This window comes from Amycolatopsis sp. NPDC049252 (genome assembly GCF_043197175.1).
Taxonomy (GTDB): Bacteria; Actinomycetota; Actinomycetes; order Mycobacteriales; family Pseudonocardiaceae; genus Amycolatopsis.
In genome coordinates, this window is the sequence record NZ_JBICSQ010000004.1 from 211,186 (window position 1) to 224,250 (window position 13,065).

Consider the following 13,065-nt stretch of genomic DNA (forward strand, 5'->3'; position numbering starts at 1 on the left):
CGCCGCTCAGCACCGGGAAGTCAGGACCGAACGGAGACAATCGGTCACGCCGAATGCAACTGGCGGTGTAACCGGTTGCCCGCCCGTCACTTGGTCGTGTCAGCGAGGCACGCGGCGCTGCCGAGGGCGCGCCGGAGGTCGGTGTTCATCTCCGCGAGCCGCGCGGTGAGGTCGGTGACGCGCTCGTCGTCCCAGCCGCCGAGGGCCTGCTCCATGAACTCGAGGTAGTTGGCCCGCCAGTGGGCGAGCTCCGCGCGGCCCTTCTCGGAGACGCTCACCAGCGTCGCCCGGCCGTCCTCGGGCGCGGGACGGCGGTCGATCAGCCCGGCGGCGGAGAGCTGGGTGATCTGCCTGCTGACCACCGACAGGTCCACGAACCGGCGCTTCGCCAGCTCGGACGGCCGCGCCTCGCCGTTCTTCGCCAGGTCGGACAGCAGCATCGCGGCCGCGGGGTGCAGCCCCGGCGCGTCCTGCCAGGCCTGCATGACCCAGGCGTGCTGCAGCTGGGACGCCGTTTTCAGCTCACGCATGAGCTCGACCCGGACGTCGTCCTCGGTGTCGTCGAAGCTCATCGGAACCCTCCCGGTACTGCCTGTTAGTTGTGCAATACAAGTTTATTGCCGGACACTTGCGCAGGGCAAGCATCGGGCCGGTGAGGTCGCCCACGCCGGCACCGGGGCCGATACACCCGGTCGGAGCAACAATGCGGGCAATAGGGCGTCCGACGGCTACCCTGCGGACGGCGGCCGGTGCGCCAAGCGCCGAGTGACGAGGTGGAGCAGTGGCGATGGACTCAGGAGGCGGCTGTGCGCAGAACTGCCGTCACCGTGCCCGGGCCGGCGGTGAATGATCGGGTGCCTTCGTCCCTCCGTCCCCGACCAGCGAACACCCGCCCATGACAGCCGATTCGGTCAGCCCGCTCCCTCGGTCCTCGGTCTCCCGTGAAGCACCCGCGGCCGTCACCGCGATGGTCCAGCTCATCCGGGACAGCTGGGCCAAGTCCGAGCCGTACATCGCGGACATCTCCCAGTTCTTCTACGGGATGCTGTTCACCCTCGCGCCGACGACGCGCGACTTCTTCCCGATCAACATGGAGATCCAGCGCGGCCGGCTGGTGCGCGCGCTGGTGCACATCGTGCAGATGGTCGACCGGCCCGACGACCTGGCGCCGTTCCTGCGCCAGCTCGGGCGTGACCACCGGAAGTTCGGCGTGGTGCCCCGGCACTACGAAGCCGTCGGCACGGCGCTGCTGGCGTCGCTGAAGAACCACCTCGGCCGGGAGTGGACCCCGCAGGTCGAACGGGCCTGGGCCGAGGCGTTCACCATCGCCGCGCGGGCCATGCAGGACGCCGCCGCGGCCGACCAGAACCCGCCGGTGTGGCACGCCACCGTGGTCGAGCACCGGCGGCTGACCTGGGACCTCGCGCTGGTGCGGCTCGTCCCGGACCAGCTGGTGCCCTACCACCCCGGCCAGTACATGAGCGTCGAAGTCCCGCAGCGGCCTCGGCTGTGGCGTTACCTTTCGCCGGCGAACGCGCCGCGCGAGGACGGCGGCATCGAGTTCCACGTCCGCGCTGTCGACGGCGGCTGGGTGTCGCGCGCCATCGTCAGCCACACGCAGCCCGGCGACGTCTGGCGCCTCGGCCCGCCGCTCGGACGGCTGGCGGTCGACCGGGAGTCGTCACGGGGTGTGCTGATGATCGCCGGCGGCACCGGGATCGCGCCGCTGCGCTCGATCCTCGACCACCTCGCGCTGTGGGGTGAGAACCCCCAGGTACGCCTCTTCTACGGCGGGGCGGCCCGTGAGGACCTCTACGACCTCGAAGAGCTGCGCGCGCTCGCGTCCATCAACCCGTGGCTGCACGTGACGCCGGTCGTGGAACGCGGCGGCGACGTCCCCGGGTTCGAGCAGGGCACCCTCGCCGAGGCCGTGACGCGCTACGGCTCGTGGCCGGACCACGACGTCCTCGTCTCCGGCTCGCCGGCGATGATCCGCGCCACCGTGTCGCGGATGCTGGTGGCGGGCAGCGCCCTGGACCAGATCCAGTACGACCCGTTCACCATCGACTAGTCCCCGGTTGTCCGGAATCGCGATACACCTGCCCGGTGAATGAATCGGGCGAACTTCGACAATTGTTACCGGTTTTCATGAATCCATCCGGGTGATCGTTTTTACGCAGTGCCAGACGGGGTTGACCCCGCGTGGCGAAATTGCTCCGTTCGAGCGGAACGCGCGGAATCACGCGCATCTGCACGGGAATGCGCCTACAGTCGGGAACCCTCGGGGGCGGCACCGCTACAGCGGCGCCGCGTGGACGGCGTCAAAAGCCATGCACGACTGGAGAATACCGTTCCCGATGACTGCTGAATCCGTGAAAATCCCCACCCTGCCCACACCCGAGCCCGTTCCGGTTTCCGCCGGTGAGGGGCGCGAGATGGTCCGGTTGATCCGGGAAAGTTTCGCCGCGATCGAACCGAAAGCCGAGGAGGTCGCGCAGTACTTCTACGGCGCGTTGTTCGTCGTCGCGCCCGATTGCCGTGACATGTTCCCGATCAGCATGGCGACCCAGCGCAGCAGGCTGCTGCGCGCTTTGGTGTACGTCGTGCAGATGGTCGACCGGCCGGACGAGCTCGTCACCTTCCTCGCCCAGCTCGGCCGTGATCACCGCAAGTTCGCCGTCGTCGCGCGTCACTACGACGCCGTCGGCATCGCGTTGCTCGCGGCGCTGAAGCGGTTCCTCAAGGAGAAGTGGACGCCCGAGGTGGAGTCGGCGTGGACCTCGGCCTACGGGATCATCGCCAAGACCATGCGTGAGGCCGCCCAGGCCGAGACCGGGCCGGCGTCGTGGACGGCGCGGGTCCTCGACCACCGCAAACTCAGCCGCGACGTCGCGATGGTGCGGGTGCAGACCGAGGGCCTGCTGCCGTACCGCGCCGGCAGCTACGTGAGCGTGGAGGTGCCGCAGCGGCCCCGGTTGTGGCGGTACCTCTCACCGGCGACCGCGCCGCGCGGGGACGGCCAGATGACGTTCCACGTGCGGGCCGTGCCCGGCGGCTGGGTCAGCGGCGCCATCGTCAACCACACCAAGCCGGGTGACACCTGGCGACTCGGCCCCGCGATGGGCGCCCTCAACGTCCGCCCGACCACGACGAGGAAGCGGCTGCTGATGATCGCCGGGGGCACCGGCGTCACACCGTTCGTCTCGATCCTCGACGACCTCGCGCACTGGAAGCGGAACCCGCCGGTGCACCTGTTCTTCGGCGGCAGAAGACCCGAGGACCTGTACGCGCTGGACGACCTGCGAAGAATCACCGCGGTGTCGAAGTGGCTGACGGTCACCCCGGTGACCGAAGAGGGCGCGATACCCGGCGGCGACCGTGGGACGCTCGCCCACGCGGTGACCCAGCGCGGCACCTGGAAGAACCACGACGTGCTCATTTCCGGCTCCCCGCCGATGATCCAGGCGACGATCGCGAAACTGCTCGCCACGGGCGTCGACCTGGAACGAATAAGGTACGACCCGTTCACGCTCGATTGATCCGGTGTCCGAAATGGCGGAATCCGAGAGGGGCGGAACGACCCGATCCTCGCTATCGTCACCGATATGGAGACGACTATTCCGGTTTCGGGCGGCATCGGCGGTTACCTGGCGGAACCCGAGGGGCCGGGGCCGCACCCGGGCGTGGTGCTCATCCACGACGCGTTCGGGCTGAGCCAGGACACCCGCAACATCACCGACCGCTTCGCCGGCGAAGGCTTCCTCGCGCTCAGCCCCGACCTCTACTCGCGCGGCGGCATGCGCAAGTGCGTCCGGCGCGTGTTCTCGGACATGTTCGCGAACCAGGGCCAGGCGTTCGACGACATCGAGGCGTCACGCGCGCTCCTGGCCGCACGCCCGGACTGCAGCGGCCGGATCGGCATCGCCGGGTTCTGCATGGGCGGCGGTTTCGCGCTCATCGCGGCGTCGCGCGGCTTCGAGGCGTCCGCGCCCTACTACGGCCAGCTGCCGAAGAACCTGTCCGTATTGGACGACGCCTGCCCGATCGTCGCGAGCTTCGGCCAGAAGGACTTCGGGTTGCGCGGCGCGGCCGCGAAGCTCGAGACGGCGCTCACCGAGCGTGAGATCCCGCACGACGTCAAGGAGTACCCGGGTGCCGGCCACGGGTTCGCCAACAAGGTCGACGTCGCGCCGCCGCTGAACCTGCTGCTCAAGGTCGTCGGCTTCACCTACCACCACGAAGCGTCCGAGGACGCGTGGCGCCGGGTGACGTCGTTCTTCGGCGAACACCTGCGGTGACCTGACCTTCGCACTGAGCCGACCGGAGCAGGAAAACCGCCGAATGGCGGTAGTTCATTGACCGTTGTGCCCGAATCGACTTATGGTCTAGACCACATCTTCCCCGGATGTGCTCGTTCGCCCTCCCTCCGGAACGACGTCGTTCCCCCTTCGAGGAGCCGAAATGACCTTGAAGCGCAAGCTGTTGGCGGCTGCGGCCGGCGCGATCCTCGCGCCGGTGCTGGTGGTCGTCCTCCCCGCGGTCAGCGCCAGTGCCCACGGCTACATCTCCGACCCACCCAGCAGGCAGGCCAACTGCGCGGCGGGGAAGGTGCCGAACTGCGGGCAGATCGTCTACGAACCCCAGAGCGTCGAGGGCCCGAAGGGCCTGCGCAGCTGCAACGGCGGGCTGTCCCAGTTCGCCGAGCTGGCCGACGAGTCGAAGCCGTGGCCGGCCAAGTCCGTCGGCACCACGGTGACCTTCAACTGGGTGTTCACCGCCCGGCACGCCACGTCGAGCTACGACTACTACGTCGGCAACACCCTCGTCGCGTCGTTCCCCGGCAACAACCAGCAGCCGCCGGCGACGCTCTCGCACACGGTGAACCTGTCCGGGTATTCGGGCCGGATCAAGGTGCTGGCCATCTGGAACATCTCCGACACGGCCAACGCGTTCTACAGCTGCGTCGACCTCCAGATCGGCGGTGGCGGCACGACCCCGCCGCCCACCACCACGCCGCCCCCGACCACCACGCCGCCGCCCACCACGACCCCGCCCCCGACCACGACCCCGCCGGCCGGCGGCACGTGGACGGCCGGCAAGGCGTACAAGGCCGGTGACGTCGTGACGTACGGCGGCGTGAGCTACCGCTGCCTCCAGCCGCACACGGCGATCGCGGGCTGGGAGCCGCCGAACACCCCGGCCCTCTGGCAGCGCCAGTGAGGCTCCTGCTGGTCGTCGTCGCGCTGCTGCTGGCCGGATGCGGCAGTGGCGCGACGGCGGCCGCCCCCTCGTACAACGCGGCCGACGTGATGTTCCTGCAGATGCTGATCCCGCAGAACCAGCAGGGCATCGAGATCGTCCGGCTGGCCGCGGCGCGGCCGCTGCCCGCGGACCTGAAGGTCCTGGCGGCGGCGATCGAGTCGACGCAGCAGACCGAGGTCGACGACATGAAGGGCTGGCTGCGCGGCTGGAACCAGCCCGAGACGATGAACATGGACCCGCAGGCCCACGCGGGCCACGGCGGTATGAAGCTGGCCGCCACCGACCTGGTGGGCTCGCTGAAGACGGCGCCCGACGCCGAGTTCGGCCGCAGGTTCCTGGACGTCCTGACCGGTCAGCAGCAGGGCGCGGTCGAGCTGGCCCAGACGGAGAACGGCACGAACGGCGGCGTCAACGCCCAGGCCCGCGACCTGGCCCGCCGGGTCGTCGAGTCGCGCAGCGCCGAAGTGAAGCAGCTCCTGAACTTCAAGCTCTGACGCGCCCGGAGCTTGAACGCCGTGAAGGCCCCCTCACCGTCTTCGATGTGGGGGCCTTCACGGGCTTTTGTGACCTAGCGGCGCTTGGGGCGCCAGACCACCATCGCCGTCTGCTGGTTCAACGGAACCAGGTCCCGGCGGTAGGAGGCGTGCGCCGCCGCCGCGGCCTGTTCTCCGGCCGCGTACGCCGCGGCCAGTTCCTCGGTGAGTTCCGTCAGGCGGGCCCGCAGCGCGTCGACCTGGTTCTCCAGCTCGATGATGCGCTTGATGCCGGCCAGGTTGACGCCGTCCTCCTGCGACAACCGCTGGACCTCGCGCAGCAGCGCGATGTCCCGCATCGAGTACCGGCGGCCGCCACCGGAGGTGCGGCCCGGGGACACCAGGCCCTGCCGGTCGTAGGTGCGCAACGTCTGCGCGTGCATCCCGGCCAGCTGCGCCGCCACCGAGATGACGAACACCGGGGTCTCTTCGTCCCCCTCCGGGGGAATCCCGCCGAACATCCCACTCACCTGCCTTCGAGCAGCTCAGTGATCTCGGGCCGGGGATCGTGCCCGGCCATCGACTCGGCGTACGCCTGCAGAGCCTCGCGCGCCTTGTCGTCCAGTTTGGCGGGAATCGCCGCCTGGAGGGTGACGAGCAGATCACCTTGCGAACCGTCGCGCTTCGCGATGCCCTTGCCGCGCACCCGCAGCACCCGCCCGCTGGCGGTGCCCGGCGGCACCTTGAGCGAGACCTTGCCCTCGAGCGTCGGCACGGTGATCGTGGTGCCGAGCGTGAGCTCGGTGAAGTCCACCGGCACGGCGATCGTCAGGTCGAGCCCCTTGCGCCCGAACAGCGCGTGCGGAGCCACGTGCACCCGGACGTAGAGATCGCCCGCCTGCGCGCCACCCCGGCCCGGCTCACCCTGGCCGGCCAGCCGGATCCGCTGGTCGTCGTCGACCCCCGGCGGGATCCGGACGGTCAGCGTGCGGGTCCGCGTGCTGACCCCTTCGCCGCCGCATTCGGGGCACGGGTCGTCGATGATCTGCCCGCGGCCACGGCAGTCGCGGCACGGCTCCGAGAACGCGAACGCGCCCTGGCTCCGGCTGACCAGGCCCGACCCGCTGCAGGTCGGACAGGTCCGCGGCGAGGTGCCCGGCTTCGCGCCGTTGCCGCCGCACGTCGAACAGGTCGCCGGGCTCGACAGCCGCAGCGGCAGGGTCGCCCCCTTGACCGCCTCGGTGAAGTCGATCCGGACGTCCGTCTCGACGTCGGCGCCGCGCTGCGGCCGGTTGGCCGTCGCGCCCGCCGTCGTCCGGCCGCGGCCGAACAGCCCGCCGAGGATGTCGCCGAGCCCGCCGAAGCCCTGCTGCTGGCCCGCACCGGCGCCGGCCTGGCCGAAGATGTCGCCCATGTCGAAGCCGCCGGAACCGCCGGCGCCACCGGGGAAGTTGAAGCCGCCCCCGCCGCTGCCGAACAGGCGCCGCGCCTCGTCGTACTCCTTGCGCTTGCCGGCGTCGGAAAGCACGCCGTAGGCCTCGGAGACCGACTTGAACTTCTGCTCCGCCTGCGCGTTGCCGGCGTTCGCGTCCGGGTGGTTCTCCTTGGCCAGCTTGCGATAGGCCTTCTTGATCTCGTCCGCCGTGGCGTCGGAGGAGACGCCCAGTTCCCGGTAGAAGTCCTTACCGATCCATTCCCGAGCACTCATCGGGCGCCTCCTCCTTCCGCTGGAGCCGGATACTGCTTACTGCTGCTGCGCATCGGGTCCGCCGTCGAGTGGCAGCTCGCCACCGACCGGCGGGTCCACCGGGGCCGCGCCGGGCTCGTGGTCGGTCACGCCGACCAGCGCCGCCCGCAGCACGCGGTCGCCGAAGCGGTAGCCGCGGCGCATGACCACGGTGACCGTCGGGCCCGCCACGTCCGGCGAGGTGTTGTGCTGCACGGCCTCGTGCACGCTCGGGTCGAAGACCTCGCCCTCGGTGCCGAACGACTCGAGCCCCGCGCGCTGCAGGCCGCTGATCAGCTTGTCGCCGACGGCCTTGAACGCCCCGGTGAGGTCACCGTGCTGGTCGGCCCGCTCGAGGTCGTCGAGCAGCGGCAGCAGGTCGTTCACCACGGTCGCCTTCGCGCCGATCACGACCGCTTCGCGGTCACGCTCGACGCGCTTGCGGTAGTTGGCGTACTCGGCCTGCAGGCGCTGAAGGTCCGCCGTGCGCTCGGAAAGCTCCTTCTCGACGTCGGAGACCACGGTCACCGAATCGTCCATGATGGACTCGCCGAGCGAGGGGCCCGCGTGTTCCACGGGCGCCTCGGGCTCCGGCGCGGCGTGGGCCGGACCGGGCGGGCGAACCTGCCCGGTCTGCGGGTCCACGCGGCGCCGATCACGCACGACCACCGGCTCCTCGGGGCCGCGGCCCTGGTTCTCGGATTCGTCGTAGCTGTGAGTCACTTCTTCTCGTCCTCTTCGACGATCTCGGCGTCCACCACGTCATCGGCCTTGGCACCGGCCGCACCGGCGTCGCCCGCCGCCCCCGCAGAGCCTCCAGCACCGGCCGCACCAGCGGCGGCGTCGGCGTTCGCGTTGGCGTACAGGGCGGTGCCCAGTTCCTGCGAAGCGGTGTTCAGCTTCTCGATCGACTCGCGGATCTTCGCCGAGTCGGTGCCCTTCAGGGCCTCGTTGGACTCGTCGATCGCGGACTTGACCTTGGCCTTGAGGTCCTCGGGCAGCTTGTCGTCGTTGTCCTTGAGGAACTTCTCGGTCTGGTAGACCAGCGTCTCGGCCTGGTTGCGGGTCTCGGCCTCTTCGCGACGGGTCTTGTCCTCCTCGGCGTGCGCCTCGGCGTCCTTGACCATCCGCTCGATGTCGTCCTTCGGCAGCGCGGAGCCACCGGTGATCGTCATCGACTGCTCCTTGTTCGTGCCCAGGTCCTTCGCCAGGACGTGCACGATGCCGTTCGCGTCGATGTCGAAGGTGACCTCGATCTGCGGCACGCCACGCGGGGCGGGCGGGAGACCGGTCAGCTCGAACATGCCGAGCTTCTTGTTGTGCGCGGCGATCTCGCGCTCACCCTGGAACACCTGGATCTGCACCGACGGCTGGTTGTCGTCCGCGGTGGAGAAGATCTCCGAGCGCTTGGTCGGGATCGTGGTGTTGCGCTCGATGAGCTTGGTGAACACGCCACCCTTGGTCTCGATGCCCAGCGACAGCGGGGTCACGTCCAGCAGCAGGACGTCCTTGACCTCGCCCTTCAGGACACCGGCCTGCAGCGCCGCGCCAACCGCGACGACCTCGTCCGGGTTCACGCCCTTGTTCGGCTCGCGGCCACCGGTCAGCTCCTTGACCAGGTCCGACACGGCCGGCATGCGGGTGGAACCACCGACGAGCACGACGTGGTCGATGTCGCCGACGGCGATGCCCGCGTCCCGGATCACGTTGTTGAACGGGTTCCGGGTGCGCTCGAGCAGGTCCGAGGTGATCTTCTGGAACTCGGCGCGCGAAAGCTGCTCGTCGAGGAACAGCGGGTTCTTGTCGGCGTCGACCGTGATGTAGGGCAGGTTGATGCCGGCCGAGTTCGAGCTGGACAGCTCGATCTTCGCCTTCTCCGCCGCCTCACGGATGCGCTGCAGCGCCATCTTGTCCTTGGTGAGGTCGATGCCGTTCGTGGCCTTGAACTTGTCGACCAGCCACTTGACGATGCGCTCGTCCCAGTCGTCGCCACCGAGGTGGTTGTCACCGGAGGTCGCGCGGACCTCGACGACGCCCTCGCCGATCTCCAGCAGCGAGACGTCGAACGTGCCGCCACCGAGGTCGAAGACCAGGATGGTCTGTTCCTTCTCGCCCTTGTCCAGGCCGTACGCCAGCGCGGCGGCGGTCGGCTCGTTGACGATGCGGAGCACGTTCAGGCCGGCGATCTGGCCGGCTTCCTTGGTGGCCTGCCGCTGCGCGTCCTCGAAGTAGGCCGGGACGGTGATCACGGCGTCGGTGATCGTCTCGCCCAGGTACGCCTCGGCGTCACGCTTCAGCTTCATCAGCACTCGCGCGCTGATCTCCTGCGACGTGTAGTTCTTGCCGTCGATCTCGGTCTTCCAGTCGGTACCGATGTGCCGCTTCACGGACCGGATGGTCCGGTCGACGTTCGTCACCGCCTGGTTCTTCGCCGGCTGACCGGTCAGCACTTCGCCGTTCTTGGCGAAGGCGACGATCGACGGGGTGGTCCGGGAGCCTTCCGAGTTGGCGATGACCGTCGGCTCGCCGCCCTCAAGGACGGCGACGACCGAGTTGGTCGTGCCGAGGTCGATGCCGACCGCTCGCGCCATGGTGCTTCCTCCTGTGTAAGCCTGCTACGTATTGACCTGCGGGTTCTTCCTCGCCTTGAGCGGGGCCCTGGCAAGTTCTATCGGGCTGCTGCACGTCTCGTCAAGCTGGACTTGAGTCGACCTCGCTCAACCTCTACACGCAGCCTAACGAGCCGTTCGGCCGTCTTGTTCCCGGCCCACCCGAGAGAGTTGGCCTCGAGCGGGTGTGAGCCCGCTCACCAGGCGGTTGACCTGGGATGACGTGGGCTTTCGGCGCGCCGAACGGCCGGCACGGTCACGAGACCGGCGCACGGGTCGAGGCGAGGGCGACCCGCGCGGCCGCGCGCCACCGGGTCGCCGGGTCGCCGGGTCGCCGGGTCGCCGGGTCGCCGGGTCGCCGGGACAGCAGCACGGCACCGCCGGCCGCCGTTCAGGCATCGCGCCGAGACCCCCGGTCAACCCGGAGCCGGCGATGTCCGGCAAGCCGTGGCGATCCGGCACATGTCCATGATCTGGTTCCTCCTCCGCACGCCGACCTTCGGCGTGCCTTCTTCCTAACAGCGGCCCCCGACAGTTCAGGAGCGGCGGCCGGTCCAGGAGGAGAAGAAGAAATCCGGAGTTTCCTGCAGCACAACGGTTTCCGCCGCGGTGCCGTCCCACGAAGTCACTCGATAGTGGGAATCCACCGTGACCGGCACCCCCTGCGCCGGCGTCGCGGTGTGCTCGCCGCGCGTGAACCCCACGACGCCCAGCATCGTGACGGCCCCCAGCAGCGCGGCCGCCAGCACGCGCCGTTCGATCTTGCCCATGGAAGTTTTCCCCTGTGTGTAAGAAAAGGTCAGGCCGCGTTGACCGTGACGCTGCCGCTCTCGGTGGTCAGGTCGAGCGTGTGCGCGGCCGAGCCGTCGGTCGGGACGCCGATCTCGCGGTGCCCGCTGTCGCTGTTGCCCTCGACGCGGTACGGGCCGCCCGGCACGGTCAGCTCGACGCTGCCGCTCTCGGCGTGCACCTTGACGTCGTTCGCCTGCGCCAGCGTGAACTCGACGCGGCCGCTCTCGGCCTTGACGTCGACCGGGCCGCGCACCTCGTCGCCGGTCACGCTGCCGGAGTCGCTCTGAAGCGTCACCGCGCCGACGTCGTGCAGGTCGATGGAACCGCTGCTGAGCCGCAGTTTCACCGCGCCGGACACGTTCTCGACGCGCGCGCTGCCGGAGTCGGCCTCGACGTCCACACTCGACACCCCGGCGATGTCCAGGCCACCGGAGTCGACCTTGCCGGTGACCGGCACGCCCGCCGGCACGACGACCTCGAAGCCGACGGAGCAGTTGTCGCCGCAGTCGCCGAGCACGAGCTGATCGCCGTCGACGCGGTAGAAGGTGTCGCCCGGGTTGCCGCGCCAGTGGTAGTTGACCTCCTGGTGCACGGTCGACGCCCCGGTGCCGGTGCGGATCTTCACCCCGCCCGAGTCACCTTCCAGCTTCACGCTGCGGATGGTCTGCGAAAGCGTGGCGTCGTTCTTGAAGTCCGATCCCCAGCCCCAGCCGAACGCGGTCGCCAGGCCGACGCCGATCAGGACGATGCCACCCAGAGCCAGAAGCGGGCGCGCCATGGTCGTTGGTCCCCTCAGTGAAATTTCCCTCTGCTGGGAAAACGGTAGAACCGCGGGCCGGGGCAGTACATGGGGGTAACCCCCCGAAGAACCCTGAGATCCCTCCCTGAGATGCGGGTGCGGGATCCGGGGCTAACCTGGCGAAGGTCTCCAGTTCCGTGATCAGGAGGATCCATGCCGCAGCAACCCGGCCCGTACGAATCCCTGCCCGACGTGCCGTCCTTCACCCTCCGCAGCACCGACGTCGCCGACGGCGAAACCCTGGCCACGCCCCACCTCTCGGGCATCTTCGGCGCCGGCGGCGAAGACCGGTCACCGCAGCTGTCGTGGGAAGGCTTCCCCGCGGAGACCAAGAGCTTCGTCGTGACCTGCTACGACCCGGACGCCCCGACCGGCAGCGGGTTCTGGCACTGGGCCGTGTTCAACATCCCGGCTTCCGTGACCGAGCTGGCCTCGGGTGCGGGCGACGGCTCCGGCCTCCCCGAAGGAGCGGTGACGCTCAAGGGTGACGGCGGGGTCAAGCAGTTCCTCGGCGCGGCGCCCCCGCCCGGGCACGGCCCGCACCGCTACTACTTCGCGGTGCACGCCCTCGACGTCGACAAGCTGGAGATCGACGGCGACGCCACGCCGGCGTTCCTCGGCTTCAACATGTTCGGCCACACCCTGGCCCGCGCGGTGATCACGCCGGTCTACGAGAACAAGGGCTGACGGCATGCCACTCCCGCCCGTCCGGGTCATCGGCCCGGACGGGCGGCGGGAGTGGCGCGACCTCCGCCTCGCCGCCCTGCGCGACGCACCGCGGACGTTCAGCGCGTCGCTCGCCGATCAGGCCGACGCGCCTGAAGAGCGCTGGCGGCAACGACTTCGGGGCACGCACAACCTGGTCGCCGACCTCGACGGCAGGCCCGCCGGGATGGCGACCGGGTTCCCGCGCGACGCCGCCGTCGAGCCGGGCACCACGTGGGCCGGCCCGGTCTTACGTCAGCGCAACGACTCCGCGTTGACGCCTTCCCGCTCCAGGTAACGGCCCTTCGTGTGCTCACCGAAGCCGAACTGCCGGTACAGCCCGTGCGCGTCGGCGGTGTGGAGCATCCAGCGGAAACCCGCCCCCGGCCCGTTGTCGATCATCTCGCGCACGATCTCCTTGCCGACGCCGGTGCCGCGTGCGGAGTCGACGACGAACACGTCGGCCAGGTAGGCGGACGAGACGCCGTCGGAGAACGCCCGCGCGAAGCCGACCAGCTCCCCGCCGCGGTAGGCGCCGACGACCCGCCACGAGCCTTCGACGGCCGCCTCGACCTGCGCGCGGGTGCGCCAGCGGCCCCAGTACGCCTCGGTGGAGAGGAACTTCCAGACCACCTCGAGGTCCAGCCGCGCCCGGTCGTCGTCGAGTTCGTAGTCGCCGAATGTCCGCATGATCGGCAA

Annotated in this window: 15 protein-coding genes; 7 read left to right on the forward strand and 8 right to left on the reverse strand. The window is 69.7% G+C overall.

All coding sequences use genetic code 11. The features are described from left to right. Nucleotides 1-86 precede the first annotated feature (86 nt). Nucleotides 87-572 (reverse strand): MarR family winged helix-turn-helix transcriptional regulator, encoded by a 486-nt coding sequence (locus ACGFMK_RS08745; protein WP_392759748.1) that lies wholly within the window; start codon nucleotides 570-572, stop codon nucleotides 87-89. A gap of 323 nt (nucleotides 573-895) precedes the next feature. Between ACGFMK_RS08745 and ACGFMK_RS08750 the strand changes: the two genes are divergently transcribed. The 5 genes from ACGFMK_RS08750 (at nucleotide 896) to ACGFMK_RS08770 (ending at nucleotide 5,756) form a co-directional block, all read left to right on the forward strand. Further along, nucleotides 896-2,071 carry a globin domain-containing protein gene (locus ACGFMK_RS08750; RefSeq protein WP_392759750.1) on the forward strand — a complete coding sequence of 392 codons (1,176 nt, stop codon included), beginning with the start codon at nucleotides 896-898 and terminating at the stop codon, nucleotides 2,069-2,071. Nucleotides 2,072-2,435: 364 nt separating this feature from the next. Continuing rightward, entirely contained in the window at nucleotides 2,436-3,539 is a 1,104-nt protein-coding gene (locus ACGFMK_RS08755) for a globin domain-containing protein (protein ID WP_392759752.1), read from the forward strand. A 66-nt stretch (nucleotides 3,540-3,605) separates the two neighbouring features. Beyond that, nucleotides 3,606-4,298, forward strand: a complete 693-nt coding sequence (locus ACGFMK_RS08760; protein WP_392759754.1) for a dienelactone hydrolase family protein — start codon at nucleotides 3,606-3,608, stop codon at nucleotides 4,296-4,298. Nucleotides 4,299-4,461: 163 nt separating this feature from the next. Beyond that, nucleotides 4,462-5,220, forward strand: coding sequence for a lytic polysaccharide monooxygenase (locus tag ACGFMK_RS08765; protein ID WP_392759756.1), 759 nt, complete (start codon nucleotides 4,462-4,464; stop codon nucleotides 5,218-5,220). Then, entirely contained in the window at nucleotides 5,217-5,756 is a 540-nt protein-coding gene (locus ACGFMK_RS08770) for a DUF305 domain-containing protein (RefSeq protein ID WP_392759758.1), read from the forward strand. Before ACGFMK_RS08765 ends, ACGFMK_RS08770 begins: the two co-directional genes overlap by 4 nt. Before the next feature lie 74 nt (nucleotides 5,757-5,830). On the opposite strand, the gene ACGFMK_RS08775 is transcribed toward ACGFMK_RS08770, so the two are convergent. From ACGFMK_RS08775 to ACGFMK_RS08800, 6 genes are all read right to left on the reverse strand, one after another. Continuing rightward, complete coding sequence (locus tag ACGFMK_RS08775; protein WP_328447068.1) at nucleotides 5,831-6,256, reverse strand: heat shock protein transcriptional repressor HspR; 426 nt, start codon at nucleotides 6,254-6,256, stop codon at nucleotides 5,831-5,833. 5 nt (nucleotides 6,257-6,261) lie between these two features. Then, entirely contained in the window at nucleotides 6,262-7,443 is a 1,182-nt protein-coding gene (gene dnaJ, locus ACGFMK_RS08780; RefSeq protein WP_392759761.1) for a molecular chaperone DnaJ, read from the reverse strand. Between the two features lie 36 nt (nucleotides 7,444-7,479). Further along, a complete protein-coding gene (gene grpE, locus ACGFMK_RS08785) occupies nucleotides 7,480-8,184 on the reverse strand; it encodes a nucleotide exchange factor GrpE (protein ID WP_392759763.1) in 705 nt (234 codons plus the stop codon). Further along, entirely contained in the window at nucleotides 8,181-10,052 is a 1,872-nt protein-coding gene (gene dnaK, locus ACGFMK_RS08790; protein WP_392759765.1) for a molecular chaperone DnaK, read from the reverse strand. The genes grpE and dnaK overlap by 4 nt, the downstream gene beginning before the upstream one ends. Before the next feature lie 554 nt (nucleotides 10,053-10,606). After that, nucleotides 10,607-10,840 carry a hypothetical protein gene (locus tag ACGFMK_RS08795; RefSeq protein WP_392759767.1) on the reverse strand — a complete coding sequence of 78 codons (234 nt, stop codon included), beginning with the start codon at nucleotides 10,838-10,840 and terminating at the stop codon, nucleotides 10,607-10,609. A gap of 29 nt (nucleotides 10,841-10,869) precedes the next feature. Continuing rightward, complete coding sequence (locus ACGFMK_RS08800) at nucleotides 10,870-11,640, reverse strand: DUF4097 family beta strand repeat-containing protein (protein WP_392759769.1); 771 nt, start codon at nucleotides 11,638-11,640, stop codon at nucleotides 10,870-10,872. Nucleotides 11,641-11,814: 174 nt separating this feature from the next. Between ACGFMK_RS08800 and ACGFMK_RS08805 the strand changes: the two genes are divergently transcribed. Next, a complete protein-coding gene (locus ACGFMK_RS08805; protein WP_392759771.1) occupies nucleotides 11,815-12,348 on the forward strand; it encodes a YbhB/YbcL family Raf kinase inhibitor-like protein in 534 nt (177 codons plus the stop codon). A gap of 4 nt (nucleotides 12,349-12,352) precedes the next feature. After that, nucleotides 12,353-12,664 carry a hypothetical protein gene (locus ACGFMK_RS08810; protein ID WP_392759773.1) on the forward strand — a complete coding sequence of 104 codons (312 nt, stop codon included), beginning with the start codon at nucleotides 12,353-12,355 and terminating at the stop codon, nucleotides 12,662-12,664. Here the strand turns inward: ACGFMK_RS08810 and ACGFMK_RS08815 are convergent. Then, a complete protein-coding gene (locus tag ACGFMK_RS08815; protein WP_392759775.1) occupies nucleotides 12,622-13,056 on the reverse strand; it encodes a GNAT family N-acetyltransferase in 435 nt (144 codons plus the stop codon). The genes ACGFMK_RS08810 and ACGFMK_RS08815 overlap by 43 nt on opposite strands. Between the last annotated feature and the right edge of the window lie 9 nt (nucleotides 13,057-13,065).

Coding starts and splice junctions, on each gene's coding strand:
- ACGFMK_RS08745 (WP_392759748.1), bottom strand. CDS start 572: ATGAGCTTCGACGACACCGAGGACGACGTCCGGGTCGAGCTCATGCGT.
- ACGFMK_RS08750 (WP_392759750.1), top strand. CDS start 896: ATGACAGCCGATTCGGTCAGCCCGCTCCCTCGGTCCTCGGTCTCCCGT.
- ACGFMK_RS08755 (WP_392759752.1), top strand. CDS start 2,436: ATGGTCCGGTTGATCCGGGAAAGTTTCGCCGCGATCGAACCGAAAGCC.
- ACGFMK_RS08760 (WP_392759754.1), top strand. CDS start 3,606: ATGGAGACGACTATTCCGGTTTCGGGCGGCATCGGCGGTTACCTGGCG.
- ACGFMK_RS08765 (WP_392759756.1), top strand. CDS start 4,462: ATGACCTTGAAGCGCAAGCTGTTGGCGGCTGCGGCCGGCGCGATCCTC.
- ACGFMK_RS08775 (WP_328447068.1), bottom strand. CDS start 6,256: ATGTTCGGCGGGATTCCCCCGGAGGGGGACGAAGAGACCCCGGTGTTC.
- dnaJ (WP_392759761.1), bottom strand. CDS start 7,443: ATGAGTGCTCGGGAATGGATCGGTAAGGACTTCTACCGGGAACTGGGC.
- dnaK (WP_392759765.1), bottom strand. CDS start 10,052: ATGGCGCGAGCGGTCGGCATCGACCTCGGCACGACCAACTCGGTCGTC.
- ACGFMK_RS08795 (WP_392759767.1), bottom strand. CDS start 10,840: ATGGGCAAGATCGAACGGCGCGTGCTGGCGGCCGCGCTGCTGGGGGCC.
- ACGFMK_RS08800 (WP_392759769.1), bottom strand. CDS start 11,640: ATGGCGCGCCCGCTTCTGGCTCTGGGTGGCATCGTCCTGATCGGCGTC.
- ACGFMK_RS08805 (WP_392759771.1), top strand. CDS start 11,815: ATGCCGCAGCAACCCGGCCCGTACGAATCCCTGCCCGACGTGCCGTCC.
- ACGFMK_RS08810 (WP_392759773.1), top strand. CDS start 12,353: ATGCCACTCCCGCCCGTCCGGGTCATCGGCCCGGACGGGCGGCGGGAG.
- ACGFMK_RS08815 (WP_392759775.1), bottom strand. CDS start 13,056: ATGCGGACATTCGGCGACTACGAACTCGACGACGACCGGGCGCGGCTG.